This window comes from Streptomyces sp. YIM S03343, assembly GCF_054729195.1.
Window position 1 is genome coordinate 2721778 of sequence record NZ_JBPUKX010000001.1, and the last position, 25337, is coordinate 2747114.

Here is a 25337-nt window from a genome sequence, read left to right on the forward strand (position 1 = left end):
AATTCTCCGATCTGGAGGACGTCACGGGCGATTGCACATCACTCATCCACATCGGCACATCTCGCCGCAGATGACGTGTCCACGTAGACTCTCACGCGGAGCGCGTCGCGATCAAGCAATTTTGCGGGGGTATGACTGCGACAACTCCGGCTTGTTCAAGGGGAGTTCACGGCTACTCCACGCCGATCAGCAGCAGCGCGCCCTGGCGGCCACCCCGGTAGACCATGGTGTCGACGGCGAGCCAGGACTCCCGTACCCGGGCTTCCAGGCGTTCGGCGATGCCGTCGGGCGCCTCGTCGCCGAGGACGAGGGTGACCAGTTCACCGCCCGCCGACAGCATGCGGTCCAGGACGGTTTCGGCGGTGGCCAGGACGTCCGAGCCGATCACCGCCACGTCGTCCTCGATCAGCCCGAGCACGTCCCCGGCCTGGCAGATGCCGGCCATGGTCCAGGACTGCCGTTCGGCGATGGTGACCTCCGCGTAACGGGTCGCGCCCGCCGCCGAGGTCATCTGGACGACATCCTCGTCGAACCGGCGCCCCGGCTCGTGCACGGCGAGCGCCGCGATGCCCTGCACCGGCGAGCGGGTCGGGATCAGGGCGACGCGGATGCCCTCGGCGCGGGCCTGGTCGGCCGCGGCGGCCGCGGTCAGCCGCAGATCGGTGTCGTTGGGCAGCAGGACGACCTCGCGCGCGTGGGCCCGCCGTACGGCCTCCGCCAGTTCGCCGCTCGCGGGCGGCTCGCCGGGGCGCGCGAGGACGGTGGTGGCGCCCGCCTCGGTGTAGAGCCCGGCCAGGCCCTCCCCGGCCACGACGGCCACGACGGCCCGCTGGACGCGCTCACGCAGCGGGCTCTCCGCCCGGTTGGTGTGCGCCGCGCCCGCACCGAAGTGGGTGATCCTGATCCGGTACGGCCGCCCGGTCTCGACGGCCGCCTCCACGGCCGCGCCCGCGTCGTCCACATGGACATGCACGTTCCACAGCCCGTCGCCGCCGACCACCACCAGGGAGTCCCCGAGCCCGTCGAGCCGTTCCCGCAGCCGGGCCACGGCCTCGTCACCGGCCTCCAGCAGATAGATCACCTCGAAGGCGGGACCTTCCTCGTCCACCACGGCGTCGGGGCACACACCGCCCGTGACCGCGCCGCTCCCGGCCCCGTCGGCCGAAGTCCCCGGCGTCTCCCCCGTGAACGTCTCCACCAGCGCCGCGAGCACCGTGACCAGCCCTCGCCCGCCCGCGTCGACCACCCCGGCCCTGGCCAGCACGGCCAGCTGCCCCGGGGTCGCCGCCAGCGCCGCGCACGCCCCGTCGTAGGCCGCCCGGGCCACCGTCCCGCAGTCGCCCCGGGCCAGCCCGGCCGCCGTGGCCGCCGCCGAGGCGACCGACAGCACGGTGCCCTCGACCGGGTGGGCCACGGCCTCGCGGGCGGAGTCGGCGGCGTGCCGCAGGGCCAGTCCGAGACCCGGCCCGTCGGCGTGGGGAGTCTCACCACCGTCGGCGAGCACCTGGGCCATGCCGCGCAGCAGTTGCGCCAGGATGGTGCCGGAGTTGCCGCGCGCCCCGATCAGCGCCCCGTGGGCCATCGCGCGCACCGCGTCCGCCAGCGAGGGCCCCTCGCCCGCCCCGGGATCAGCCTCGTGACCCGCGAAGACGGCCTCCACGGCGGCCGCCGCCGACTCCAGCGTGAGGTACAGGTTCGTCCCGGTGTCGCCGTCGGCCACGGGGTACACGTTGATCGCGTCGATCTCCTCGCGCACCCTCCCCAGCGCACCGAGCGCGAGGGAGCACCAGCTGCGCACCGCCAGAGCATCGAAGAATGTCTGCGGCACCCGCGCCACCCACGCCTCCTTGACCCGCCGGACCGAGGGCCTGTCGTTCGGATCACGCCGCAGACGCGGGCCCTGGACGCAGCGTAGACCCCGGCCGGGTGTCCCCCGGAAATCGGGCCGTGCGCGGGCCGCTGATCAGCCATGGTAGTTTCGTTGTACGGGAGCAGCCGTTGTATGCTGCTCCGGTTGCCCGATCCAGGTCGGGCCATTCCCCTGGCAACGCCACTCAGATCCTGATCGGTCACCGATCGCGTGATCCTGATCCCGGCATGCCGGGATCAACCGTAAGTGCATCTGAAGTCTTTGGAGTGACCCGTGGCTGCCAACTGCGACGTCTGCGGCAAGGGCCCGGGCTTCGGCAACAACATCTCGCACTCGCACCGCCGTACGTCCCGCCGCTGGAACCCCAACATCCAGCGTGTGCGTACCGTGGTCGGCGGGACGCCGAAGCGCGTGAATGCCTGCACCTCGTGCATCAAGGCCGGTAAGGTCTCGCGCTGACGCTCAGCTGACGCGCGGCCCCTGCTGGTTCGCTGCATCGAGCCGGTCCACCGAGAGGTGGGCCGGCTTTTTGCCGTGCGCCGAGCATGCCGCTCCCCCGCCTCGTCACCCCTCAGTTCTCCCGGTTCTCGCCGTTCTCCCAGTTCTCCCTGTTCACCGCCCGCCGCGCCCACCCGTGATCCACCGGCCCGATCCCCCCGCCCAGCGCGAAGCCGCCTGCGATCGCCCCGGTGACGTACTCCTTCGCCGCCCGCACCGCCTCCGGGACCGTCCGCCCCTTCGCCAGCCCGGCGGCGATCGCCGAGGCGAGGGTGCAGCCGGTGCCGTGGGTGTGCCGGTTGGCGAGCCGGGGTGCCCGCAACCAGTGCTCCTCGCGGCCGTCGGTGAGCAGATCGACGGCGTCACTGTCGCCCGGCAGATGACCGCCTTTGATCAGCACCCAGCGCGGCCCGTGGCCGAGCACCGCGGTGGCCGCCTCCCGCAGCCCGCCCTCCGACCCGACCCGCACCCCGGTCAACCGGGCCACCTCGTCGAGGTTCGGGGTGGCCACGGTCGCCGCCGGAAGCAGCCGGGTGCGCACCGCGTCCAGCGCGGAGTCGGCCAGCAGGGTGTCGCCGTGCTTGGAGACGCCCACCGGGTCCACCACCGCCGGGGCGTCGGTGCCACAGATCAGCTCCGCGACCGTCTCCACGATCTCCGCCGAGCCGAGCATCCCGGTCTTCACGGCCCGTACCCCGATGTCGTCCACCACACTGCGGTACTGCGCCAGCACCGCCGCCACCGGCAGCGGCCAGGTCCCCTGCACCCCGAGGGAGTTCTGCGCGGTGACCGCGGTCACGACGCTCATGCCGTGCACCCCGAGCGCGAGCATCGTCTTCAAATCCGCCTGGATCCCGGCGCCCCCGCCGGAGTCCGAGCCCGCCACGGTCAGTACAGAGGGGACGGTCCCCGGGGCCGTCACCGCTCGATGTCCCCGAAGTGGTCCCAGCCGCCCTTGCTGGTCCACGGTGCCCCGTCGACCGTCACCAGCGGCTGCGCCGAGGGGTTGAGCACCTCGCCGATGATCTTCCAGCGGGCCGGGAGCTTCACGTCCGGCGGGAAGGTCGCGACGATGGCGTGATCCTCCCCGCCGCTCAGCACCCACTGCATGGGGTCGACACCGACGGCCTGGCCGATGTCGTTCATCTGCGACGGGATGTCGATGGCGCCGGAGCGGATGTCGATTCGGACCTTGCTGGCCTCCGCGATGTGCCCGAGGTCGGCGATCAGTCCGTCGCTGACGTCGCACATGGCCGTGGCGCCGAGCGCGGCGGCGGCGGGGCCCGCGTGGTACGGCGGTTCGGGGCGGCGGTGCGCCTCGACGAACGCGCGCGGCGAGCGGAACCCCCGCGACAACACCGCGTACCCGGCCGCCGACCAGCCGAGCCAGCCGGTCACCGCGACCAGGTCACCGGGCTGGGCGCCGGCGCGGGTGACCGGCTCCTGGTTGCGCAGATCACCGAGAGCGGTGATCGACACCATGATCGAGTCACCGCGCACCACATCGCCGCCGACCACCGAGGCACCGGCGACCTGGCACTCGTCGCGCAGCCCGTCCATCAGCTCGGTGGGCCAGGCGACCGGGAGTTCGGCCGGAACGACGAGACCGAGCAGCAGCGCCGTCGGTACGGCGCCCATGGCGGCGATGTCCGCGAGGTTCTGCGCGGCAGCCTTGCGCCCGACGTCGTACGCCGTGGACCAGTCGCGGCGGAAGTGCCGTCCCTCCAGCAGGATGTCGGTGCTCGCCACGACCCGACGGTCGGGCGCGGCGATCACCGCGGCGTCGTCGCCGGGGCCGACCCGCACCACGGAGGTGGTGGTGAGCCGGGCGGTGAGCTCCCTGATGAGCCCGAACTCGCCCAGCTCACCCACGGTGCCCTTCATCGTTCGTCCTCTTCTCGTGCTCATAGCGCCCGGTCGCGGGCGGTCCGCGGGCTCGGTACGGTCGACATGACCGTCAACTTCTGTCGTCCCCGCGTCCCAACGCGGGGACTGCGCCCTCCACAGGTCTCCCCGCGGCGAGCGGCGACGCGATACCGTGGCGTTCCTTTTCCCCACATGATCCTCGTGGCCGCCCTGGAGGTTCCGTGGTACAGGCGTACATCCTGATCCAGACGGAGGTCGGCAAGGCGTCGACCGTCGCCGAGACCATCAGCAAGATCCCTGGAGTGCTCCAGGCCGAGGACGTGACGGGACCGTACGATGTCATCGTGCGCGCCCAAGCCGACACGGTCGACGACCTCGGTCGCATGGTGGTCGCCAAGGTCCAGCAAGTGGACGGCATCACCCGCACCCTGACCTGCCCGGTCGTGCATCTGTAGCCCCCGTCTACCCTTGGCCGGTGACCTCTTACCGCCGCCGGCTCATCGGTCTTCCCGTGCTCGCCCTGCTGATCGCCGCCGCGGGCTGCTCCTCGGCGGACGGCGGGGCCACGGTCGCGGTTCCCCGTCCGGACACGACGACCGCGAAGCTGTGCCGGAATCTGGACGAGGTGCTGCCCCCCAAGGTGGCGGGCCTCGGCCGGGACGACCCCGAGCCCCGGTCCGCCCTCACGGCGGGCTGGGGAGGCTCGGCGATCATACTGCGCTGCGGTGTCACCAGGCCGCCCAGGATGACCGACCCGGACGTCGCCGAGGGCGCGGACCCGGGCGCGGTCTCGGGCGGGGTGAACGGCGTGGACTGGCTGATGGAGAAGCAGGACGACGGCTCGTACCGCTTCACCACGGCCAACCGCCGCGCCTACGTCCAGGTGAGCCTGGCGAAGGCGCGGACCGGGGACAGCTCGGCGGTGCTGGTCGATCTGGCCGCCTCCATCAAGAAGGCGATCCCCTCGGGGATCGCCAACTGACTGATCACACGGGCCGGCTGTCGGCCGCCGGCCGCTGCCGTGGGCGCTACCGCAGGCCGGTGGACCGCCGCAGCGCCGCCTGGACGAGGCGGTCGACCAGTTCGGGGTAGGAGATCCCGGTGGCCTGCCACATCTGCGGGTACATCGAGATCGGGGTGAAACCGGGCATGGTGTTGATCTCGTTGATGACGAAGTCGCCGTCCTCGGTGAGGAAGAAGTCCGCGCGCACCAGCCCCTCGCAGGAGGCCGCCTCGAAGGCCTCCACCGCGAGCCGCCGCACCTCGGCGGTCTCCTCCCCGGTGAGCGGGGCGGGCACGATGCCGGGCGTCGAGTCGATGTACTTGGCCTCGAAGTCGTAGTACGCGTGCGTCTCGGGCGGCGGGATCTCGGCGGGCAGCGAGGCGCGCGGGCCGTCCTCGAACTCCAGGACGCCGCACTCGATCTCGCGGCCGTGCAGCGCGGCCTCGACGAGGATCTTCGGGTCGTGGCGCTGGGCCTCGGCGATCGCGTCGTCCAGTCCTGCGAGGTCGTCGACCTTGGTGATGCCGATCGAGGAACCCGCGCGGGCGGGCTTCACGAACAGCGGCCAGCCGTGCTCGCCCGCGAAGTCGACGATCTTCTTACGGGCCGCGGACTCGTCCCGCTCCCACTCGCGGGGCCGGATCACCACGTACGGGCCGACCTTGAGCCCGAAGGAGGTGAACACCCGCTTCATGTACTCCTTGTCCTGGCCGACGGCCGAGGCGAGCACACCGGAACCCACGTACGGCACCCCGGACAGCTCCAGGAGACCCTGGAGAGTGCCGTCCTCGCCGTAGGGGCCGTGCAGCACGGGGAAGACGACATCGACCTCGCCGAGCACCTTGGGCACCGCGCCGGGTTCGCTGTAGACGACCTCGCGGTTGGCGGGGTCGACGGGCAGCACCACGATGCCTTCCGACGACTCGGCGAGGCTCTCGACGCTCGGCGTACGGCGGTCGGTGATCCCCATGCGGTCGGGTTCGTCGGCGGTGAGCGCCCAACGGCCGTCCGCGGTGATGCCGATGGGCAGGACGTCGTACTTGGCGCGGTCGATGGCCCGGAGTACGGCGCCGGCCGTGACCACGGAGATCCCGTGTTCGGAGCTGCGGCCGCCGAACACGACGGCCACGCGCGGCTTGCGGGGCGGCTGCGACGGGCGCTGCTCTGGGCGCTGGGGGAGGTTCTCGCTGCTCATATCGCGTTGAGAGTACCTGTTGGTAGAGGCCTGATACAGCGTCGGACGGCGCCCCTTGCCGGGTATCGCCCGTCCGCCAGGCCGGATGTCCCCCAGCCGGGTAGCCGACACGGCGCGTGCACCGCGGCCTGGCGGCATCCGTCCCCGTGAGCCACCGGCTGTACGACGTCGGCCACCGGCCCGGCGCTGGTCACCACCGCCAGTGGTGGTACCCGGGTGGGGTTGCGCAGCCCGGCGCTCACGGGGTGCCGCCGCGCCCACCCGTGCCTCCCCCAAGCTCTTCGAGCAGGGGGGGACCCCCGCAGCGGCACGACTGCCCGCGGCTCAGCGGGTGCGGGTGCGGGTGCGACGGCGCGGAGGTGGTCGGTCGCAGGACGCGTAGTCCGTCAGCGGCGTTCTGGTTTGGCGGTGCGGGACATCAGTTCCTTCACTGCTACCGCGGGCTGTTTGCCCTCGTGGACGATGGCGACGACCGTCTCCGTGATCGGCATGTCGACGCCGTGCCGCCGGGCCAGATCCAGCACCGACTCGCAGGACTTGACGCCCTCGGCGGTCTGGCTGGTGACCGCGATGGTCTCCTGGAGGGTCATGCCCTTGCCGAGGTTGGTGCCGAAGGTGTGGTTGCGCGACAGCGGGGACGAGCAGGTCGCCACCAGGTCGCCCAGGCCCGCGAGCCCGGCGAAGGTCAGCGGGTCGGCGCCCATGGCGAGACCGAGGCGGGTGGTCTCCGCGAGGCCGCGGGTGATGAGGGAGCCCTTGGCGTTGTCGCCGAGTCCCATGCCGTCCGCGATGCCGACGGCGAGGCCGATGACGTTCTTGACGGCGCCGCCCAGTTCGCAGCCCACCACGTCGGTGTTGGTGTAGGGCCGGAAGTACGGGGTGTGGCAGGCGGCCTGGAGCCGCTTGGCGACGACCTCGTCGGCGCAGGCGACCACGGCGGCGGCGGGCATCCGCGCGGCGATCTCACGGGACAGATTGGGCCCGGTGACCACGGCGACCCGGTCCGGACGGACCTTGGCCACGTCCTCGACGACCTCGCTCATCCGCATGGTGGTGCCGAGTTCGACACCCTTCATCAGGGACACCAGGACGGTGTGCGGGGCGAGCAGCGGCGTCCACTCGGCGAGATTGCCGCGCAGGGTCTGGGCCGGGATGGCGAGGACCGTGAAGTCGGCGTCGCGGGCCGCGTCGGCGGCGTCCGCGGTGGCCCGTACGGTCTCGGGGAGTTCGACGCCGGGCAGATAGTCCGGGTTGATCCGAGTGGAGTTGACCACCTCGGCCAGTTCGGGGCGCCGTGCACACAGCACGACCTCGCAGCCCGCGTCCGCGAGCACCATGGCGAAGGCCGTGCCCCATGACCCCGTACCGAAGACCGCCGCCTTGACGGGCTTGCTCACGTACCCTGCCCTTCTTCTTCCTTCTGTTCCACAGCGGCTTCCCGCGGTCCTTCCGCGGTCCGGACGGCCTTCACCGGCTGCGGACGAGTTGTCGTCTGTGCCTCGGTCCTGCGGCGCTGCTCGATCCGCTCGCGACGCGGATCATAGGGGGCGTCGGGCGCCTTCTCGCCGCGGATCTCCTCCAGCTGGCGGGTGATGGCGGCCATGATGACCTCGGTGGCCTCCTTGAGGACGTCGGCGGTCAGCTCACGGTCGTAGAACTCGGACAGGTCGACCGGCGGGCCCGCGAGGACGTGGTGCGTCTTACGGGGCCAGAGGTCGGGCTTCTTGGCGTACGGCGGCAGAAGTTCGTTGCAGCCCCACTGGGCGACGGGGACGACCGGGCACCGGGTGACCAGGGCGACGCGCGCGGCACCGGTCTTGCCGGTCATGGGCCAGCCGTCCGGATCGCGGGTGAGGGTGCCCTCGGGGTAGAAGGCGACGCACTCGCCGCGCTCCACGGCGTCGATCGCGGCGCGGAACGCGCTGAGCGCGTCGGTGCTCTCGCGGTAGACGGGGATCTGCCCAGTGCCCCGCATCGCGGCGCCGACGAAACCCTTGCTGAAAAGGCCGCTCTTCGCCAGGAATCGCGGCATCCTTCCGGTGTTGTACTGGAAGTGTGCGTAGGCGAGGGGGTCCGCGTGCGAATTGTGGTTCACCGCGGTGATAAATCCGCCCTCGGCCGGAATGTGTTCCATTCCGCGCCAGTCCCGCTTGATCAGAACGACCAGTGGCGGTTTGCAGAGCACCGCGGCGAAGCGGTACCAGAAGCCGATTCTGCGGCGGGGCACTCGGACACCTTCCTCTTGCGTCGTCACCTTGACCGGGGGGCCGCACAAGTGTGGCCCCGGGCCGCCGGTCTGTCGAGAACACCGTACGCCCCGACCCCCGGCGGGCCCGGTGGTCCGGGGGACAATGGCGCAGAGAAGAGAGGGAAGATGCACCGGTGCAGTGGACCTTGGTCATGCCCCTGAAGGCCCTTGCGCAGGCCAAGAGCAGGCTTGCGGACACCGCCGCCGACGGGGTGCGGCCGGGGCTCGCCCTGGCGTTCGCGCAGGACACCGTGGCGGCCGCGCTGGCCTGCCCGGCGGTGCGGGATGTGGCAGTCGTCACGAGTGACGCGCTGGCCGCGCGGGAACTGGCCGGGCTGGGCGCGGTGATCGTCGCGGACGAGCCGGGCGGCGGCCTCAACGCCGCGCTCGCCCATGCGGCGGCGGTCGTACGGTCCGCACACCCGCAAAGCCCGCTCGCCGCGCTCAACGCAGACCTCCCGGCGTTGCGTCCGGCGGAATTGGCCCGGGTGCTGGATGCGGCGGCGCAATTCCCGCGCGCTTTTCTCCCCGACGCGGCGGGAATCGGCACGACGCTGCTGACGGCGGGCCCCGGCCAGGAATTGCGGCCGGCGTTCGGCGCGGATTCCCGGGCCCTGCACCGCGGCTCGGGAGCGGTGGAACTGCGGCTGGGCTCGGTGGACTCGGTACGGCAGGACGTGGACACCGGGGACGATCTGCGCGCGGCGCTGGCGCTCGGGGTGGGGCCCCGGACGGCCGCCGCCACGGAGCGGCTGCTGATCGCCGGGCAGTAGGCTGCGTTCATGCAGGCGACCGCGTACTCCTACGACCCCGAGACCCGCAGCGGGCAGGTGCTGCTCGACGACGGCACCCCCGTGCCCTTCGACGCCGCCGCGTTCGACGCGGGCGCGCTGCGGCTGCTGCGGCCCGGGCAGCGCGTGCGCATCGAGACGGAGGGCGAGGGCGACGCCCGCCGGATCACCTTGGTGACCTTGCACACGTTCTGACCCGGCGCACGCCCCGATGCCGCAGGGACACGGGTCATTTCGCGCACGCCCTGACTTCGCGCACGCCTGACAACACATACACCTGGCTTCGCGCACGCCCGGCTTCACACACAGCCGGCTCCGCGCACGCCCGGCTTCGCACACGCCGCGGGCCGGACTCCCGGAGGAGTCCGGCCCGGCGCGTGAGTGCCTTGTGGTGATGCCCCGTACCGCGCTCGCTCAGCCGGCTGCGGTGGTCTTCTTCGCGGCGGTCTTGCGCGCCGGGGACTTCTTGGCCGGGGCCTTCGTGGCGGTCGCCTTCTTGGCCGGGGCCTTCTTGGCGGTCGCCTTCTTCGTCGCGGTCTTCTTGGCCGCGCCGGTGGCCGCCGCCTTCTTCGCGGTGGTCTTCTTCGCTGCCGCCTTGGTCGCCGCGGCCTTCGTGGTGGCTGCCGTGGTCTTCTTGGCCGCCGCCTTGCGCGCCGTGGTCTTCTTCGCGGTGGTCTTCTTGGCCGCCGCCTTCTTCACCGTTGCCGAAACGCCACCGGTCAGGCTGCCCTTGGGGGCCTTCTTGACGGCGACCTCGCCACCACGGGGGAGCTTCTTCGTCCCGCTCACCAGGTCCTTGAAGCCCTGACCCGCGCGGAAGCGCGGCACGGAGGTCTTTTTGACCCTGACCCGCTCACCGGTCTGCGGATTACGGGCGTAACGGGCCGGGCGGTCGACCTTCTCGAACGAACCGAAGCCGGTGACCGAGACCCGGTCGCCTGCGACGGTCGCGCGGACGATGGCGTCCAGGACCGCGTCGACGGCGTCGGCGGCCTGCTGGCGGCCACCCATCTTGTCGGCAATCGCTTCTACGAGCTGCGCCTTGTTCACGTCTTCCCCTTCGGAGACATCGCCAGAACGAAAGTGTTCAAGCTTTTTCGCACGTTAGGCAGATATATACCGCAAATCAAACACGAAACGGGCTTATCACCCTTGTGCCGCAGCGAACTCGGCTGCCCCGGACGAGTTCAGCGTTCCTCTTCGGGGAATCGACCCGCGTCGAGGTCCGATGTGAACCGCTCCAGACGCCTTGCCGCGTCGGCGAGATCGTGCTTGGCCGCGGCCGTAATGACCAGCAGCTTCCGGGTCAGCGCCATCCGTACGCCCTCCGGGACTTGCAGTGCGCGCACTCTTGAGTGCGCTTCTTTCAGTCGGTCCGCGACAACCCCCCAGAGCTTGAGTTGGCCGTCGTGTCCCATGCACAGATTGTGCCATCTGGGGCGAGTTGTCGCCTGCGCAGGGGGCAACTGCCGCCTTGAACCACCTTTCCGGGGGCCGCGCACATCGCGGCTCAACCGGTCGCCTACCCCGGCAACCACCGCTCTAACGTGGGAAGTTGTCCCGAACGGCCGTCCGGATCGGGGCCGTTCGGGTACAGAAACAGCCGTACCCCCGATCGGCCCGATCGGGGGTACGGAGAGGGATTTCAGTGGCCGAAACTCGACCTGTCTCGGTCTGCTGTGTGCTTCCGGTGCGGCTCGGCGCTCAGTGCTGGAGGGTGCGCGGCTTGAAGGACGGGCGTTTCGCCTCGTAGGCGTCGATGTCGGCCTCGTTCTGGAGGGTGATGGAGATGTCGTCCAGGCCGTTCAGCAGCCGCCAGCGGGAGTTCTCGTCCAGCTCGAAGGCGGCGGTGACACCCTCGGCGCGCACCTCGCGGGCCTGGAGGTCGACGGTGATCTCGGCCTGCGGGTCACGCTCGGTGAGCTCCCACAGGGCATCCACGATCTTCTGCTCCAGAACCACGGTGAGCAGGCCGTTCTTGAGCGAGTTGCCACGGAAGATGTCCGCGAACCGGGACGAGATCACGGTCTTGAAGCCGTAGTTCTGCAGCGCCCAGACGGCGTGCTCGCGGGACGAGCCGGTGCCGAAGTCGGGGCCCGCGACCAGCACCGTGGCACCCTGCCGCTCGGGCTGGTTGAGGATGAAGGAGGGGTCCTTGCGCCAGGCCTCGAACAGCCCGTCCTCGAAGCCGTCCCTGGTCACCTTCTTGAGCCAGTGGGCGGGGATGATCTGGTCGGTGTCGACGTTGGAGCGGCGCAGCGGGACGGCCCGGCCGGTGTGCGTGGTGAAAGCTTCCATGATCCTCAGACTCCAGCGGGCGTACGGATGTCGGCGTCGGACAGATCGGCCGGGGAGGCCAGATGGCCCAGGACCGCAGTGGCGGCGGCGACCTGCGGGGAGACCAGATGGGTACGGCCGCCCTTGCCCTGCCTGCCCTCGAAGTTGCGGTTGGAGGTGGACGCGGAGCGCTCGCCCGGGGCCAGCTGGTCGGGGTTCATGCCCAGACACATCGAGCAGCCCGCGTGCCGCCATTCGGCACCGGCGTCCTTGAAGACGACGTCAAGACCCTCGGCGACGGCCTGGAGCCCCACGCGGGCGGAGCCGGGCACGACCAGCATCCGTACGCCGTCGGCGACTTTGCGCTCCTTGAGGATGTCCGCGGCGGCCCGCAGGTCCTCGATACGGCCGTTGGTGCAGGAACCTACGAAGACGGTGTCCACCGTGATGGAGCGCAGCGGCTGTCCGGCCGCCAATCCCATGTATTCCAGGGCCTTTTCGGCGGCGAAGCGCTCCGAGGCGTCTTCGTACGAGGCCGGGTCGGGGACGGACGCCGAAAGGGGTGCGCCCTGGCCGGGGTTGGTGCCCCAGGTGACGAACGGGGAGAGCGCGGCGGCGTCGATGTGCACCTCGACGTCGAACACGGCGTCGTCGTCGGTCCTGAGCGTCTTCCAGTACTCGACTGCCGCGTCCCAGTCGGCGCCCTCGGGGGCGTGCGGGCGGCCCTTGAGGTAGGCGAAGGTGGTCTCGTCGGGGGCGATCATGCCCGCGCGGGCGCCGGCCTCGATGGACATGTTGCAGATGGTCATGCGGGCCTCCATCGAGAGCTTCTCGATGGCGGAGCCGCGGTACTCCAGGATGTAGCCCTGGCCACCGCCCGTACCGATCCTGGCGATGATCGCGAGGATCAGGTCCTTGGCGGTGACGCCCTCGGGCAGCTCGCCGTCGACCGTGATCGCCATGGTCCTGGGGCGGGCCAGCGGCAGCGTCTGGGTGGCCAGCACATGCTCGACCTGGGAGGTGCCGATGCCGAACGCCAGGGCGCCGAAGGCACCGTGCGTGGAGGTGTGGGAGTCGCCGCACACCACCGTCGTACCGGGCTGGGTCAGCCCCAGCTGCGGGCCCACCACATGCACCACACCCTGCTCGACGTCGCCCAGCGGGTGCAGGCGTACCCCGAACTCGGCGCAGTTCTTGCGCAGGGTCTCCAGCTGGGCGCGGGAGACCGGGTCGGCGATGGGTTTGTCGATGTCGAGGGTGGGGGTGTTGTGGTCCTCGGTCGCGATGGTCAGGTCCAGGCGGCGCACGGGGCGGCCGGCCCCCCGCAGTCCGTCGAAGGCCTGCGGGCTGGTCACCTCGTGCAGCAGGTGCAGATCGATGAAGAGGAGGTCGGGCTCGCCCTCGGCGCGCCGGACGACATGGTCGTCCCAGACCTTCTCCGCGAGTGTCCTACCCATCGCTGTTCCCTCCGGCCGGCCATAGGGGCACCGGCCCAACTCGAGATCGTGAGGAGACGACTCCCGCGCCCTCCCCTGTTCCCGGGCGCCCGCCGCCAGGCCCGCTCGTCCACGGGCCGCTGTGCCTCCAAGGGTTGCGCGTCTCACGGAAAATTGAACTTGCGTTTCACAGAGTGAGACGTGAGTATCGTTGCATGGACAACAGTAGCGGCGTCGGCGTTCTGGACAAGGCGGCCCTCGTCCTGAGCGCTCTGGAGTCCGGTCCGGCCACCCTCGCGGGCCTGGTCGGCGCCACCGGACTGGCACGACCCACGGCTCACCGCCTGGCCGTGGCACTGGAACACCACCGCATGGTGGCTCGCGACATGCAGGGCCGGTTCATCCTCGGCCCCCGGCTCGCCGAACTGGCGGCCGCCGCGGGCGAGGACCGGCTGCTCGCCACGGCGGGGCCGGTACTCACCCACCTCCGTGACGTGACGGGCGAGAGCGCGCAGCTCTATCGCCGGCAGGGGGACATGCGGATCTGCGTGGCCGCGGCGGAGCGGCTGTCCGGTCTGCGGGACACCGTGCCGGTCGGCTCCACACTGACGATGAAGGCGGGCTCCTCGGCGCAGATCCTGATGGCCTGGGAGGAGCCGGAGCGGCTGCACCGCGGCCTCCAGGGCGCCCGCTTCACGGCCACGGCCCTGTCGGGCGTACGGCGCCGGGGCTGGGCCCAGTCGATCGGCGAGCGCGAGCCCGGTGTGGCGTCGGTCTCGGCCCCGGTCCGAGGCCCCTCCAACCGCGTGGTCGCCGCGGTCTCCGTCTCGGGCCCCATCGAACGCCTCACCCGCCACCCGGGCCGTATGCACGCGCAAGCGGTCATCGACTCGGCAGCCCGCCTCTCCGAGGCGCTACGCCGTACCGGCTGAGCCAGCCGATCACCGCCCCGTCGGCCCAAGGCCAGCCCCAACGCCGCGGCTGCCTTGTCCCGACGGGGAGTAAGCATGGGAGCGGACGGTTGTACGGGTGCGGGTCGTACATGGCTGATCGCGCAGTTCCCCGCGCCCTTAGGTAGGACGACCGTCCGTCTCTCAAGAGGGGCCGGGCACTGTAACGATCTGCAGCCGGACCGCGCGCAAACCACCAGCCACGGGGCTTTTCAGGGGCGCGGGGAACTGCGTGAACGCCTGAGCAACGTGCAGACCGGCATACCTGAGGGGCGCGGGGAACTGCGCGAGAACCACCCACGACGCCGCACCCGCCGCACAACAGAAATGGCCCCCCACCTCAGCGAACCGCCAAGGCGAAGAGCCATCGTCCCGTACCCCCGACCGGATTCGAACCGGCGCTACCGCCTTGAGAGGGCGGCGTGCTAGGCCGCTACACAACGGGGGCGTGGATCCTGCGTTTCCGCAGGTCCGAGCTGGTCTACCTGGACTCGAACCAAGACTAACTGAACCAGAATCAGTCGTGCTGCCAATTACACCATAGACCAATGTGGTTTAGACCAGTCAGTACCCCCGACCGGATTCGAACCGGCGCTACCGCCTTGAGAGGGCGGCGTGCTAGGCCGCTACACAACGGGGGCCCTAGCATCCCGACATGATCGGGACCGTACCCCCGACCGGATTCGAACCGGCGCTACTGCCTTGAGAGGGCAGCGTGCTAGGCCGCTACACAACGGGGGCTTTGCAGATGAGCTCTGCGAGCTGGCCTACCTGGACTCGAACCAAGACTAACTGAACCAGAATCAGTCGTGCTGCCAATTACACCATAGGCCACTGGAACGCAAGCCCCTAAGGGGTCCTTGTTCTAGCTAGCGCCTCCGGTTCAGGCCTTTCGGCCCGCTCTCGGCGGCGCAGGAAGAACATTACCCGAAGGTGGACGGGGCTCCAAAACGGGTATCCGGGCCGAGCAACGCCGGGAGTTCGTCGAGCGAGCCGATCCGGCGGAACCCGGCACCCTCCCCGTGAGCCCGGTCACCCCCGGCACGGTCGTCACGGTCGTCACGGTCGATCAAGACGGACAGCAGTCCGGCGTCGGCGGCGCCCCGCCCGTCGATCTCCGGATGGTCACCGACGTACGCGACCTGGTGCGGAGGCAGACCGAGGGCGTCGCAGGCGGTGAGGAAGGCGCCGGCCTCCGGCTTGGAGACCCCGAGATCGGCGGCGCACAACACGGTCTCGAAGCGGTCCCGCACCCCGAGGATGCGCAGCTTGCGTTCCTGGACCTGGAGGCTGGAGTTGGACAGCACGGCGTGCCGGTGACTGGCGGCGAGCAGATCAAGGACGGGCAGTACATCGGGGAACAGCGCCCAGGCGGCCTCGTAGTGCGCGACGTACCGCAGGAACCACTCCTCGGCCTCGCTGTCGCTCAGCCGGGCGGCTCCGAGGAACACCCGCACCCGATCGAGCCGCTGCTCCTCGAAACTGACCTCCCCGGCGGCGAACCGCGCCCACTGCGCGTCGGTGACGTCCCGCCACCGCACCAGTGCCGCTTCGACGCTCTCCCCCGCCCCGAGCAGCCGCTCGGCCACCAGATGCGCCCGCATCCCCTCACGGTCCGCGGTGGTGTAGTCGAAGAGGGTGTCGTCCACGTCCCAGACCACCGCTCGAATCCCCATGATCCGACGGTAGCGCGTCGCCAGGACCACGGATCCCCCGGGGCACGGACTGTGCCGTAGCCTGGGGTGACCGCCGAGCGAGAGAGCGAGCCCGTCATGACCGACTACCGCGTCCAGTTCACCGTCGAGGCCCGTGCGACGTACGACGCACTGCCCGCAGACCGCCGCGCCCAGTTGGACAGGGCGGTAGGCATACTGGCTCGCGACCCGTTCCGGAAGAACTCCACCGCGCAGCTGGGCCCGGACGAGCATCTGCGCAAGGCGTACGTCGCCCCCGGCGTGATGCTGGAGTACATGGTGGCCGGGGCGATCATGGTCGTCGTCGTGCTGGAGATCTTCGACGAGGTCGCCTACTTGGTCGACGAGACCGACGCGCAGTGACATAGCGGCGTAGACATAGCGGCGTAGACACAGCGGCGTAGCGCCGAGGGGCGGCACCGGAACTCCCGGTGCCGCCCCTCGTGTGTGACCCTGTTACGCCGCGTCACGCCGCCAGCTTGGCCAGCGCCGCGTCGATGCGAGCCAGCGTCTTCTCCTTGCCCAGGACCTGAAGGGACTCGAAGAGGGGGAGGCCGACGGTGCGGCCAGTGACGGCCACCCGGACCGGGGCCTGGGCCTTGCCGAGCTTGAGGCCGTGGGCCTCGCCGGCCGCCAGGACGGCCTCCTTCAACGACTCGGGGGACATCCAGTCCGCCGAATCCAGCTTCTCGCGGGCCGTGATCAGGAGAGCGTCGGCGCCCTCCTTCATCGCCTTGGTCCACGACGCCTCGTCGGAGACCGGCTCCGTGAGGAAGAGGAAGTCGACGTTGTCCGTGATCTCCGAGAGGACCTTGAGGCGGGTCTGGGCGTGCGGTGCGATCGCCTCCCACTTCGCCTCGTCGAAGTCCTCCGGCGCCCAGGGCGCGAACGGGGCGCGCAGCCAGGGGCGGCAGCGCTCGGTGAAGTCCTTCACCTCGAGCAGCCGGATGTGGTCGGCGTTGATCGCCTCGCACTTCTTCAGGTCGAAGCGGGCCGGGTTCGGGTTGACGTCCGCGATCTCGAACGCCTCGACCAGTTCGGCCGTGGTGAAGATGTCCCGGTCCGCCGACAGGGACCAGCCCAGCAGGGAGAGGTAGTTGAGCAGGCCCTCCGGGAGGAAGCCGCGCTCGCGGTAGAGGTTGAGGGATGCCTGCGGGTCGCGCTTGGACAGCTTCTTGTTGCCCTCGCCCATCACATAGGGGAGATGACCGAAGGCGGGGACCGACTTGGCGATGCCCAGTTCGATCAGCGCGTCGTAGAGCGCGAGCTGCCGCGGGGTGGAGGAGAGCAGGTCCTCGCCGCGCAGGACGTGGGTGATCTCCATCAGGGCGTCGTCGACCGGGTTGACCAGCGTGTAGAGCGGGGCGCCGTTGGCGCGGACGATGCCGTAGTCCGGGACGTTCTCGGGGAGATAGGTGATCTCGCCGCGGACCAGGTCGTTGAAGGTGATCGTCTCGTCGGGCATCCGGAAGCGGACGATGGGCTCTCGGCCCTGGGCCTTGTACTCCTCGACCTGCGCCTCGGTGAGGTCGCGGCAGTGGCCGTCGTAGCCGGACGGCTTGCCGGCGGCGCGGGCGGCCTCGCGGCGGGAGTCCAGCTCCTCCTGGGAGCAGTAGCAGTGGTAGGCGTGGCCGGTGTCGAGCAGCTTCCGGGCGACGTCCTTGTAGAGGTCCATGCGCTGCGACTGGCGGTACGGCGCGTGCGGGCCGCCGATCTCGGGGCCCTCGTCCCAGTCGAAGCCCAGCCAGCGCATCGCTTCGAGGAGCTGGTTGTACGACTCCTCGGAGTCGCGGGCCGCGTCGGTGTCCTCGATGCGGAATACGAATTGACCACGGCTGCCCTGGTGGTGCCGGGCGAACGCCCAGTTGAACAGGGCGGTGCGCACCAGGCCCACATGCGGGTTACCTGTGGGTGAGGGGCAGAAACGGACGCGTACGGAGGAGCCGGGTGCGCTAGCCACGCTTGACAACCTTGTTGGTGAGAGTGCCGATGCCTTCGATGGTGACGGCGACCTCGTCGCCGACGTTGAGGGGGCCGACCCCCGCGGGGGTGCCGGTGAGGATCACGTCGCCGGGGAGCAGCGTCATGGCCTCGGAGATGTTGACGATCAGGTCCTCGATCGAGTGGATCATCTCGCTGGTGCGGCCGAGCTGGCGTTGGGCGCCGTTGACGGTGAGCTGGACGGTCAGGTCGGCCGGGTCCAGGTCCGTCTCCACCCAGGGGCCGAGCGGGCACGACGTGTCGAAACCCTTGGCCCGCGCCCACTGCTTCTCGCGCTTCTGGACGTCGCGCGCGGTGACGTCGTTGGCGCAGGTGTAGCCGAGGATCACGTCCTTGACGCGGTCGCGCGGGACCTCGCGGCACAGCCGCCCGATCACGACCGCGAGTTCGGCCTCGTGCTGCACGTCCTGGCTGAAGGAGGGGTACTGGATCTCGTCGCCGGGGCCGATCACGGAGGTGGCGGGTTTGAAGAAGGCGAACGGTTCGTCCGGCACCTCGTTGCCCAGTTCCCTCGCGTGCTCGGCGTAGTTGCGGCCGAAGGCCACGACCTTGTTGGGGAGCACCGGCGGCAGCAGCCTGACCTTGCTCAGCGGCACCTTGGTGCCGGAGAGCTCGAAGTCGGCGAAGGGGATGCCCTTGATGATGTCGAGAACGAGTTCGTCCTGCTTGTCGCCCTCGACCACGCCGAAGGCGACGTTGCCGTCGATGGAGAACCTGGCGATGCGCACGGGATCCTTTACGACCCTTCGGAGGAGTAAGCGGATAACGGAAGCGGATTGCGGAAGCGGAGGGGACGACGGGCTGAACCGCCGATCTGAGCCGCCGGTCCAGGCTAACGCGGCAGAGGTTCCCCACCTCGCGTATTAACCGCGGCGCCGACCCCGTGCCGACCCCCGTGCCGGGTCTCGTCGGCGACGCAGGACAATGGAGGCGCGCCCTCGGGCGCGGGCTTCGACGGAGAAGGGCGCCCCCCGCGGAGGGGGACGCCCTTCTCGTCCGTTCCCGGCCGTTCCCGTCCGTCTCACCGGCGGTGAACGCCACGGGACCGGATTCCGTATTGCGCTCCGCTTACTGCGCGGCGGCGGCCAGCGGCTCGTCCTCCAGGACGGTGCGCCGGGGGTTGGCCGTCCGGGCGGGGAGTTCGACGGAGTGCTCCGGCCGCTCGTGGGTGCGCAGGGCGTCGGTGCCGTCGAGGTGCACCAGCGTCGTGCGACGGGGGTTGGCGGTCTTGTGGAGCATGTAAGTGGTCTTCAACGTGTACTCGACCCCGGGTTGTCGTGGGTTGGCAGGTTCGCCCATCTTGTAAAGCGTCAGGCTAAACATGCAATTCCCCATCGAACGCGTGAAGACCCCGTGATTCTCGTGTGAGTTTGCTCACTGAGCCCTACCCAAACCGGTCAAGTCCGACTTGCGTCACACCACGACAAAGCGGACATCGAACACCTGAAGCCATCATTCCGCTCCTGATCATGGCGACTGGGACACGCGCAGGGTGGCGTCAACTCGCGCATTTACGCCCTATTTATCCGCGATCATTTTCCACGTTTTGTAATCTCTCGCTCACAGGCGGTCACGCTGGTCACAGGTCGACCTATGGCCCTTGTTGGAGATCCGGCACTGTGCTGGAATCAGGCGGACCGCTGCAGGATCGAGCCGGCGCGCAGGGGGCGCAACGCAGCGCCGAGTGGCGGCGAGACAGGGGGAACCAGCGCCGGTCACCCACGACCACCGGGGGGGCGTCTTCACCCACGCTCCCCTACAACGCCGACACCGTGTCCCTCCGTTCACCCGGAGGGGCGCCTGGTCCAGAGGTTGCGACGCTAGTGCAGGGACGTTTCAAGAGGGATGGCAGTGCTCCGGCCCAGCCGGAGCCGCACGGCGGGACCGACCGTGGTTCCTCGCCCCAGCACGCCCAGAACCAGGGGCCGGCACCGTCCGGCGACAGCGGCGGCCGTCCGGGGACACCGGCGCCGTCCGCGCCGTCCACGGGCTCTCCCACTCCGCCACCACCGGCCAAGCCCCCCAAGGCCCAGACCGGTCCGGGCCCGCGAATAGCCCTGCGCAACTGGCGCATCTCCACCCGACTGGTGTCGCTGCTCGCGCTCCCCGTGGTCGCGGCGACCTCGCTGGGTGCCCTGCGCATCAACGACTCCATGAACGACATCCAGCAGCTCGACAACATGAAGCTGCTGACGGACATGACCCGGCAGGCGACGGCACTGGCCACCGCCCTCCAGGAGGAGCGCGACCAGTCCGCCGGCCCGCTGGCGCACGGTGGCAACGCCAAGACCGACTACACGGTCAAGGGCGTCCGGGAGAAGACCGACCAGGCCAAGGAAAACTTCATCAACTCGGCCGAGGAGATCGACGCCGAGAGCAAGAGCGGCAACCTCCAGGGCGTCCGTGACACCCTCGTCGGCCTCGTCGGCGACCTCGACAACCTCGCACGCATCCGCAACACCGCGTACGAGCAGCAGGACAACTCCACCCAGACCGTGGAGTCGTACCACCGTCTGGTCACCCAGCTGATCGCCCTGTCCCAGGACATGGCGCAGGCGACCAGCAACCCGGAGATGATCCAGCGCACCCGCGCCCTGGCCGCGTTCTCGACGGCCAAGGAGTACGCCTCGGTCCAGCGCGCCGTGATCGCCGCGGCCCTGCCGATCACCAAGGACAATTTCGGCAGCCTCTCGGAGAACGACCGCCTCTACGGCGACTCGGCCTACGAGAGCGAGAACTCCCAGCTCAACATCTTCCGCAACGTCTACGGCTCCTCGGGCGCCGAGACACTCCTCGCGCCCATCGAGGACGGCAGCGCGACCATCGAGGCCGCCGACACCTACGCCAAGCGTGCCCTCAGCTCCAAGGGCGGGCTCAGGACCCTCGACAAGCGGTCCTACCGCGACTGGGTCGACGACAGCTCGACCAAGATCTTCGAGATGAAGAAGCTGGAGCACACCCTGCTCCAGAACATGGAGCAGAAGGCCCGTGAGCTGCGCAACGCCTCCCAGCAGGAAGCGATCATCTCCGGTGTCCTGATCCTCCTCGTGCTCGGTATCTCCCTGGTCGGCGCCTTCGTCGTGGCCCGGAGCATGATCCGCTCGCTGCGCCGGCTCCAGGAGACCGCCACCAAGGTCGCCCAGGACCGGCTGCCCGAGCTGGTCAAGCAGCTGTCCGAGTCCGACCCGCAGGACGTCGACACGTCCGTGGAGTCGGTCGGTGTGCACTCCCGGGACGAGATCGGCCAGGTGGCCGCGGCCTTCGACGACGTGCACCGCGAGGCGGTCCGCCTCGCCGCCGAGCAGGCCCTGCTGCGGGGCAACGTCAACGCGATGTTCACCAACCTCTCGCGCCGGTCCCAGGGCCTCATCCAGCGCCAGCTGTCCCTGATCTCCGAGCTCGAGTCCCGCGAGGCCGACCCCGACCAGCTGTCCTCGCTGTTCAAGCTCGACCACCTCGCGACCCGTATGCGCCGTAACGGTGAGAACCTCCTCGTCCTCGCGGGTGAGGAGCCCGGCCGACGGTGGACCCGCCCGGTCCCGCTGGTCGACGTGCTCCGCGCCGCCGCGTCCGAGGTGGAGCAGTACGAGCGCATCGAACTCGCCGCCGTCCCGACCACCGAGGTCGCCGGACGCGTCGTCAACGACCTCGTGCACCTGCTCGCAGAGCTGCTGGAGAACGCCACCTCGTTCTCCTCGCCGCAGACCAAGGTCAAGGTCACCGGTCACGCCCTGCCCGACGGCCGGGTGCTGATCGAGATCCACGACACCGGTATCGGTCTGTCCCCCGAGGACCTCGCGGCGATCAACGAGCGGCTCGCCTCGCCGCCCACCGTGGACGTCTCCGTCTCCCGGCGCATGGGCCTCTTCGTGGTCGGTCGTCTGTCGCAGCGGCACGGCATCCGCATCCAGCTCCGCCCGTCCGACTCCGGTGGTACGACCGCGCTGGTCATGCTGCCCGTCGATGTCGCCCAGGGCGGCAAGAAGCCCGCTCCCGGCAAGCCCGGTGCCGGCGGCCCCTCCGGCGGTCCGGCCGCCGCGCAGGCCGCGGCCGGTGCCGCCGCCGCCCGGCGGGGCGCCCAGGGCGGAGGCGCGCTCGGCGCCGGCGGTGCCGCGGGTTCCGCACGGCTCGGTGCCGCCGCCGCGCGCGGCCAGGTCGGCGCCCAGGGTCCGCGTGCCGCGCTGCCCGGCGCGGGCGGACGCCCCGGCGGCCCCGGCGCACCCGGTGGCCAGCGTCCCGGCGGTGCCCCGCAGCAGGGCCGGCCCGCGCCGGCCGGTGCGGGTGCCGGTGGCTACGGACAGGGCCCGGCCGCCCCGCAGGGCATGCAGGGGCCCGGTGCCCCGGACGCCTTCGCCGGCGGTCAGCAGGACGCCTTCGGTGCCCAGGACCCGTTCGCGGGCACCGGTCAGCAGCAGGACCCGTTCGGTCCGCAGGGCGCCTTCGGTGCCCGGGACGCCTTCGGCAACGCCCCGCGCAATCCGGTCCCCCAGCAGCGGGCGGCCGGTCCCGAGCAGGGCCGCCAGCCGCAGCTGCCGCCGCGCGGCGGGGCGCCGCGGCCCGAACTGCCGGGCGGCGACCCCCAGCCGCGGGTGACCTGGGGCGAGGACAACGCCCAGCGGGACATGGGCCGTACGCCGCTGGACGCCCCGCGCGGCCACGACGAGCGCGACGCGTCCCACACCGCGCAGATGCCCCGGATCGACGACCGGCAGGGTCCCGACTCGACCTCCGCGATGCCCCGGATCGACGACTGGCAGATCCCGTCCTCGACCTCCGAGTTCCCGCGGCCGGACTTCAACGCCCCGCGGCCCGGCGGTCCTTCGGACACCGGCCAGTTCCCGCGGCCCGACTTCGACGCCCAGCGTCCGGGAGCCGGAGCCCCGCAGGACACCGGCCAGTTCCCGATACCTCCGGTCGACAACAGCCAGGACACCGGCCAGTACGTCCGCTCCGACGTGTTCGGCACACCGGCCGGGCAGAACAACCCGGCCGACACGGGCCAGTTCGCCGCCCCGCAGCCGTACGACCCGAGTTCCACCGGTCAGTTCGCCGCGCAGGGCTACAACGGCTCCACCGGCCAGCACGCCCTGCCCGGCTACCCGGACGCCCTCGGCGACCCGGCGGGCACCGGCCAGTTCCCGCGTCCGCAGTTCAACGGCGCCGACTACGGCGGCCAGCGCCCGCCGGCCCCGCAGGCCCCCCAGCGGCCCGCACGCCGCCCGGAGCCCGAGGCACTGCCGCCCGCGCCGGGTCCCGGCGACGGACGCACGCCGCTGTACGACACGCTGGAGACCAACTGGTTCCGCGGCGGTCAGGGCCAGCAGCCGGGCAACGGCACCGCTCCGGCCCCTCAGCCGGCTCCCCAGGCGGCGGCACCGGCAGCACCCGTGGCGCCCGCCGCTCCTCCGGCGCCCACGGCTCCCCCACAGCGTCCCCCCGCCACCTGGCGCACTTCGCCCAACGACGAGTACGTCAAGCAGGCGGAGCGGGTCAGGAAACCGGCGGCGGGCGGTGTCACCACCTCCGGCCTGCCGCGCCGGGTGCCCAAGGCGAACCTCGTCCCGGGCACGGCTCAGCAGCAACAGCACCACACCGGTCCGCAGGTCTCGCGTGCGCCTGACGACGTACGCGGCCGGCTGACCAATCTCCGTCGGGGTATCGCGCAGGGCCGTCAGGTCAACACCGGCCAGACGGGCAGCTTCCCGAACCCCACTCACCAGCAGGAGCGTTAGTTGAGCCAGATGAGCCAGGCGGCACAGAACCTCAACTGGTTGATCACCAACTTCGTGGACAACACCCCCGGGGTGTCCCACACCGTCGTCGTGTCCGCCGACGGTCTCCTTCTGGCGATGTCGGAAGGCTTCCCGCGGGATCGCGCCGACCAACTGGCGGCCGTCGCGTCCGGCCTCACCTCGCTGACCGCCGGGGCCTCCCGGATCTTCGAGGGCGGCAACGTGGCGCAGACGGTCGTCGAGATGGAACGCGGCTTCCTCTTCCTCATGTCCGTGTCGGACGGCTCGTCCCTGGCCGTCCTGGCTCACCCGGAGTGCGACATCGGCCTCGTCGGCTACGAGATGGCGCTCCTCGTCGATCGAGCGGGTGCGGTCCTTACTCCGGATCTACGTGCCGAACTACAGGGAAGTCTGCTTCACTGATCGGCCTCGGCACCACCCACCTCACGAAATCACCGTCCGGCCGCCACAATCCCCCCACCGGCACGATGGACGGCACGACTGACCGAGCACTGCTGTCCCGCCCGGAGGTTCCATGACCCCGCCCACCGCCCATCATGATCCGTACGCCGAGCCGTACGGCGACGAGGGCGACCAGCCGCTGGTACGTCCGTACGCGATGACCGGTGGCCGGACCCGGCCGCGCTACCAGCTCGCCATCGAGGCACTGATCAGCACGACGGCCGACCCGGCAGCACTCATGGGCCTGCTCCCGGAGCACCAGCGCATCTGCCATCTGTGCCGTGAGGTCAAGTCGGTTGCAGAGGTCTCGGCTCTCCTCACCATGCCGCTAGGCGTGGCTCGGATCCTCGTCGCAGACCTCGCCGAGGCCGGACTGGTGGCAATCCACCAGCCGGGCGGCGACGAGAACAACGGCGGCGCTCCGGACGTGACGCTGCTCGAAAGGGTGCTCAGTGGACTTCGCAAGCTCTGACGGAGGTCGGGCCACCACCTCCGCGAAGATCGTGGTGGCGGGCGGCTTCGGTGTCGGCAAGACGACATTCGTCGGCGCCGTCTCCGAGATCAACCCGCTGCGCACGGAGGCCGTCATGACGTCCGCGAGCGCGGGCATCGACGACCTCACCCACACCGGGGACAAGACCACCACCACGGTGGCCATGGACTTCGGACGTATCACGCTCGACCAGGACCTGATCCTGTATCTGTTCGGCACGCCCGGCCAGGACCGCTTCTGGTTCATGTGGGACGACCTGGTCCGCGGTGCGATCGGCGCGGTGGTGCTCGTGGACACCCGGCGCCTGGCCGACTGCTTCCCGGCGGTCGACTACTTCGAGAACAGCGGACTGCCCTTCGTCATCGCCCTCAACGGCTTCGACGGGCAGCAGCCCTACACCCCGGACGAGGTCCGCGAGGCGCTCCAGATCGGGCCCGACACCCCGATCATCACGACGGACGCCCGCCACCGCGCCGACGCCAAGAGCGCGCTCATCACCCTTGTCGAGCACGCCCTCATGGCCCGGCTGCGGTAGTCGCGACGACCGCGCGGGCGCCGCAAAAGGGAATTGTCGTACGACGGTTCCCGTAGGCGCCGGGGGCCGGCAGTGGACTTTGACACGGTCGGCCCCGCTGTTCATAACGTTTCGGCAGAAGAATCGACCAGCACGGCCACGCGTCGCGGTCATTCGGTGCCGCTGTGTCCGCAATGGCCCCGCCTTTTGGCGGGGCTTGTTCTTTTTGACCGTTTTTCTCGGGGCTCTCAGGGGCGCATTCCGGGCCTTCACAGTGTTTGGAAGTGCGCTGCCCCGCATGCTGGAA

The 25337-nt window shown here is 70.5% G+C and carries 25 protein-coding genes and 5 tRNA genes; 11 read left to right on the forward strand and 19 right to left on the reverse strand.

Features of this window, described 5'->3' with window-relative positions:
* Window positions 1-172 precede the first annotated feature (172 nt).
* Window positions 173-1837, reverse strand: coding sequence for a DAK2 domain-containing protein (locus ACSYGN_RS11480; RefSeq protein WP_460394532.1), 1665 nt, complete (start codon window positions 1835-1837; stop codon window positions 173-175).
* A gap of 306 nt (window positions 1838-2143) precedes the next feature.
* Here ACSYGN_RS11480 and rpmB point away from each other — a divergent pair, with 306 nt between their 5' ends.
* Window positions 2144-2329, forward strand: coding sequence for a 50S ribosomal protein L28 (gene rpmB, locus ACSYGN_RS11485; protein WP_003993230.1), 186 nt, complete (start codon window positions 2144-2146; stop codon window positions 2327-2329).
* 112 nt (window positions 2330-2441) lie between these two features.
* Here rpmB and thiD read toward each other — a convergent pair whose 3' ends face one another.
* Window positions 2442-3317: a bifunctional hydroxymethylpyrimidine kinase/phosphomethylpyrimidine kinase gene (gene thiD, locus ACSYGN_RS11490; protein ID WP_460403384.1), complete on the reverse strand. Its 876-nt coding sequence runs from the start codon at window positions 3315-3317 to the stop codon at window positions 2442-2444.
* Complete coding sequence (locus ACSYGN_RS11495) at window positions 3287-4252, reverse strand: thiamine-phosphate kinase (RefSeq protein ID WP_460394535.1); 966 nt, start codon at window positions 4250-4252, stop codon at window positions 3287-3289. Before ACSYGN_RS11495 ends, thiD begins: the two co-directional genes overlap by 31 nt.
* A 203-nt stretch (window positions 4253-4455) precedes the next feature.
* Between ACSYGN_RS11495 and ACSYGN_RS11500 the strand changes: the two genes are divergently transcribed.
* Window positions 4456-4689, forward strand: a complete 234-nt coding sequence (locus ACSYGN_RS11500; protein WP_003993216.1) for an Lrp/AsnC family transcriptional regulator — start codon at window positions 4456-4458, stop codon at window positions 4687-4689.
* Between the two features lie 20 nt (window positions 4690-4709).
* Window positions 4710-5216: a DUF3515 domain-containing protein gene (locus ACSYGN_RS11505; protein WP_460394537.1), complete on the forward strand. Its 507-nt coding sequence runs from the start codon at window positions 4710-4712 to the stop codon at window positions 5214-5216.
* A gap of 46 nt (window positions 5217-5262) precedes the next feature.
* On the opposite strand, the gene ACSYGN_RS11510 is transcribed toward ACSYGN_RS11505, so the two are convergent.
* The 3 genes from ACSYGN_RS11510 to ACSYGN_RS11520 form a co-directional block, all read right to left on the reverse strand.
* Window positions 5263-6432, reverse strand: coding sequence for a D-alanine--D-alanine ligase family protein (locus ACSYGN_RS11510; RefSeq protein ID WP_460394539.1), 1170 nt, complete (start codon window positions 6430-6432; stop codon window positions 5263-5265).
* Between the two features lie 386 nt (window positions 6433-6818).
* Window positions 6819-7829 carry an NAD(P)H-dependent glycerol-3-phosphate dehydrogenase gene (locus ACSYGN_RS11515; protein WP_460394541.1) on the reverse strand — a complete coding sequence of 337 codons (1011 nt, stop codon included), beginning with the start codon at window positions 7827-7829 and terminating at the stop codon, window positions 6819-6821.
* Window positions 7826-8659: a lysophospholipid acyltransferase family protein gene (locus ACSYGN_RS11520; protein ID WP_460394543.1), complete on the reverse strand. Its 834-nt coding sequence runs from the start codon at window positions 8657-8659 to the stop codon at window positions 7826-7828. Before ACSYGN_RS11520 ends, ACSYGN_RS11515 begins: the two co-directional genes overlap by 4 nt.
* 155 nt (window positions 8660-8814) lie before the next feature.
* Here ACSYGN_RS11520 and cofC point away from each other — a divergent pair, with 155 nt between their 5' ends.
* Window positions 8815-9453 (forward strand): 2-phospho-L-lactate guanylyltransferase, encoded by a 639-nt coding sequence (gene cofC, locus ACSYGN_RS11525; protein ID WP_460394545.1) that lies wholly within the window; start codon window positions 8815-8817, stop codon window positions 9451-9453.
* A gap of 9 nt (window positions 9454-9462) precedes the next feature.
* Complete coding sequence (locus tag ACSYGN_RS11530) at window positions 9463-9666, forward strand: hypothetical protein (RefSeq protein ID WP_460394547.1); 204 nt, start codon at window positions 9463-9465, stop codon at window positions 9664-9666.
* A 219-nt stretch (window positions 9667-9885) separates the two neighbouring features.
* On the opposite strand, the gene ACSYGN_RS11535 is transcribed toward ACSYGN_RS11530, so the two are convergent.
* From ACSYGN_RS11535 to leuC, 4 genes are all read right to left on the reverse strand, one after another.
* The gene (locus ACSYGN_RS11535) at window positions 9886-10521 is read right to left on the reverse strand and encodes an HU family DNA-binding protein (RefSeq protein WP_460394549.1); all 636 of its coding nucleotides are present in this window, start codon (window positions 10519-10521) and stop codon (window positions 9886-9888) included.
* Window positions 10522-10658: 137 nt separating this feature from the next.
* Window positions 10659-10889: an SCO5555 family protein gene (locus ACSYGN_RS11540; RefSeq protein WP_460394551.1), complete on the reverse strand. Its 231-nt coding sequence runs from the start codon at window positions 10887-10889 to the stop codon at window positions 10659-10661.
* A gap of 286 nt (window positions 10890-11175) precedes the next feature.
* Entirely contained in the window at window positions 11176-11769 is a 594-nt protein-coding gene (gene leuD / locus ACSYGN_RS11545) for a 3-isopropylmalate dehydratase small subunit (protein ID WP_460394553.1), read from the reverse strand.
* Between the two features lie 5 nt (window positions 11770-11774).
* On the reverse strand, window positions 11775-13205 hold the full coding sequence (gene leuC, locus ACSYGN_RS11550; protein WP_460394555.1) for a 3-isopropylmalate dehydratase large subunit: 1431 nt from the start codon (window positions 13203-13205) through the stop codon (window positions 11775-11777).
* A 194-nt stretch (window positions 13206-13399) separates the two neighbouring features.
* Between leuC and ndgR the strand changes: the two genes are divergently transcribed.
* The gene (ndgR, locus tag ACSYGN_RS11555) at window positions 13400-14116 is read left to right on the forward strand and encodes an IclR family transcriptional regulator NdgR (RefSeq protein ID WP_460394557.1); all 717 of its coding nucleotides are present in this window, start codon (window positions 13400-13402) and stop codon (window positions 14114-14116) included.
* 393 nt (window positions 14117-14509) lie between these two features.
* On the opposite strand, the gene ACSYGN_RS11560 is transcribed toward ndgR, so the two are convergent.
* From ACSYGN_RS11560 to ACSYGN_RS11585, 6 genes are all read right to left on the reverse strand, one after another.
* Window positions 14510-14582: transfer RNA gene (locus ACSYGN_RS11560), tRNA-Glu, on the reverse strand.
* A gap of 28 nt (window positions 14583-14610) precedes the next feature.
* Window positions 14611-14682, reverse strand: a tRNA-Gln gene (locus ACSYGN_RS11565).
* Between the two features lie 20 nt (window positions 14683-14702).
* Window positions 14703-14775 (reverse strand) — tRNA-Glu (locus tag ACSYGN_RS11570).
* Between the two features lie 27 nt (window positions 14776-14802).
* A tRNA-Glu gene (locus ACSYGN_RS11575) sits at window positions 14803-14875 on the reverse strand.
* Between the two features lie 21 nt (window positions 14876-14896).
* Window positions 14897-14968: transfer RNA gene (locus ACSYGN_RS11580), tRNA-Gln, on the reverse strand.
* Window positions 14969-15057: 89 nt separating this feature from the next.
* The gene (locus tag ACSYGN_RS11585) at window positions 15058-15810 is read right to left on the reverse strand and encodes an HAD family hydrolase (protein ID WP_460394559.1); all 753 of its coding nucleotides are present in this window, start codon (window positions 15808-15810) and stop codon (window positions 15058-15060) included.
* Window positions 15811-15876: 66 nt separating this feature from the next.
* On the opposite strand from ACSYGN_RS11585, the gene ACSYGN_RS11590 reads away from it, so the two are divergent.
* Window positions 15877-16191 (forward strand): hypothetical protein, encoded by a 315-nt coding sequence (locus ACSYGN_RS11590; RefSeq protein WP_460394561.1) that lies wholly within the window; start codon window positions 15877-15879, stop codon window positions 16189-16191.
* A gap of 103 nt (window positions 16192-16294) precedes the next feature.
* On the opposite strand, the gene gltX is transcribed toward ACSYGN_RS11590, so the two are convergent.
* The 3 genes from gltX to ACSYGN_RS11605 form a co-directional block, all read right to left on the reverse strand.
* Entirely contained in the window at window positions 16295-17788 is a 1494-nt protein-coding gene (gltX, locus tag ACSYGN_RS11595; RefSeq protein WP_460394563.1) for a glutamate--tRNA ligase, read from the reverse strand.
* Complete coding sequence (locus ACSYGN_RS11600) at window positions 17781-18557, reverse strand: fumarylacetoacetate hydrolase family protein (RefSeq protein ID WP_460394565.1); 777 nt, start codon at window positions 18555-18557, stop codon at window positions 17781-17783. The genes gltX and ACSYGN_RS11600 overlap by 8 nt, the downstream gene beginning before the upstream one ends.
* 340 nt (window positions 18558-18897) lie before the next feature.
* The gene (locus ACSYGN_RS11605; RefSeq protein WP_460394567.1) at window positions 18898-19128 is read right to left on the reverse strand and encodes a hypothetical protein; all 231 of its coding nucleotides are present in this window, start codon (window positions 19126-19128) and stop codon (window positions 18898-18900) included.
* Window positions 19129-19652: 524 nt separating this feature from the next.
* On the opposite strand from ACSYGN_RS11605, the gene ACSYGN_RS11610 reads away from it, so the two are divergent.
* The 4 genes from ACSYGN_RS11610 (at window position 19653) to ACSYGN_RS11625 (ending at window position 25051) form a co-directional block, all read left to right on the forward strand.
* Entirely contained in the window at window positions 19653-23561 is a 3909-nt protein-coding gene (locus tag ACSYGN_RS11610) for a nitrate- and nitrite sensing domain-containing protein (RefSeq protein WP_460394569.1), read from the forward strand.
* 9 nt (window positions 23562-23570) lie between these two features.
* Window positions 23571-23984 carry a roadblock/LC7 domain-containing protein gene (locus tag ACSYGN_RS11615; protein WP_003973453.1) on the forward strand — a complete coding sequence of 138 codons (414 nt, stop codon included), beginning with the start codon at window positions 23571-23573 and terminating at the stop codon, window positions 23982-23984.
* Between the two features lie 112 nt (window positions 23985-24096).
* Window positions 24097-24495 (forward strand): DUF742 domain-containing protein, encoded by a 399-nt coding sequence (locus ACSYGN_RS11620; protein ID WP_030168425.1) that lies wholly within the window; start codon window positions 24097-24099, stop codon window positions 24493-24495.
* Window positions 24476-25051 (forward strand): GTP-binding protein, encoded by a 576-nt coding sequence (locus ACSYGN_RS11625; RefSeq protein WP_385839768.1) that lies wholly within the window; start codon window positions 24476-24478, stop codon window positions 25049-25051. The genes ACSYGN_RS11620 and ACSYGN_RS11625 overlap by 20 nt, the downstream gene beginning before the upstream one ends.
* Window positions 25052-25337: the final 286 nt, after the last annotated feature.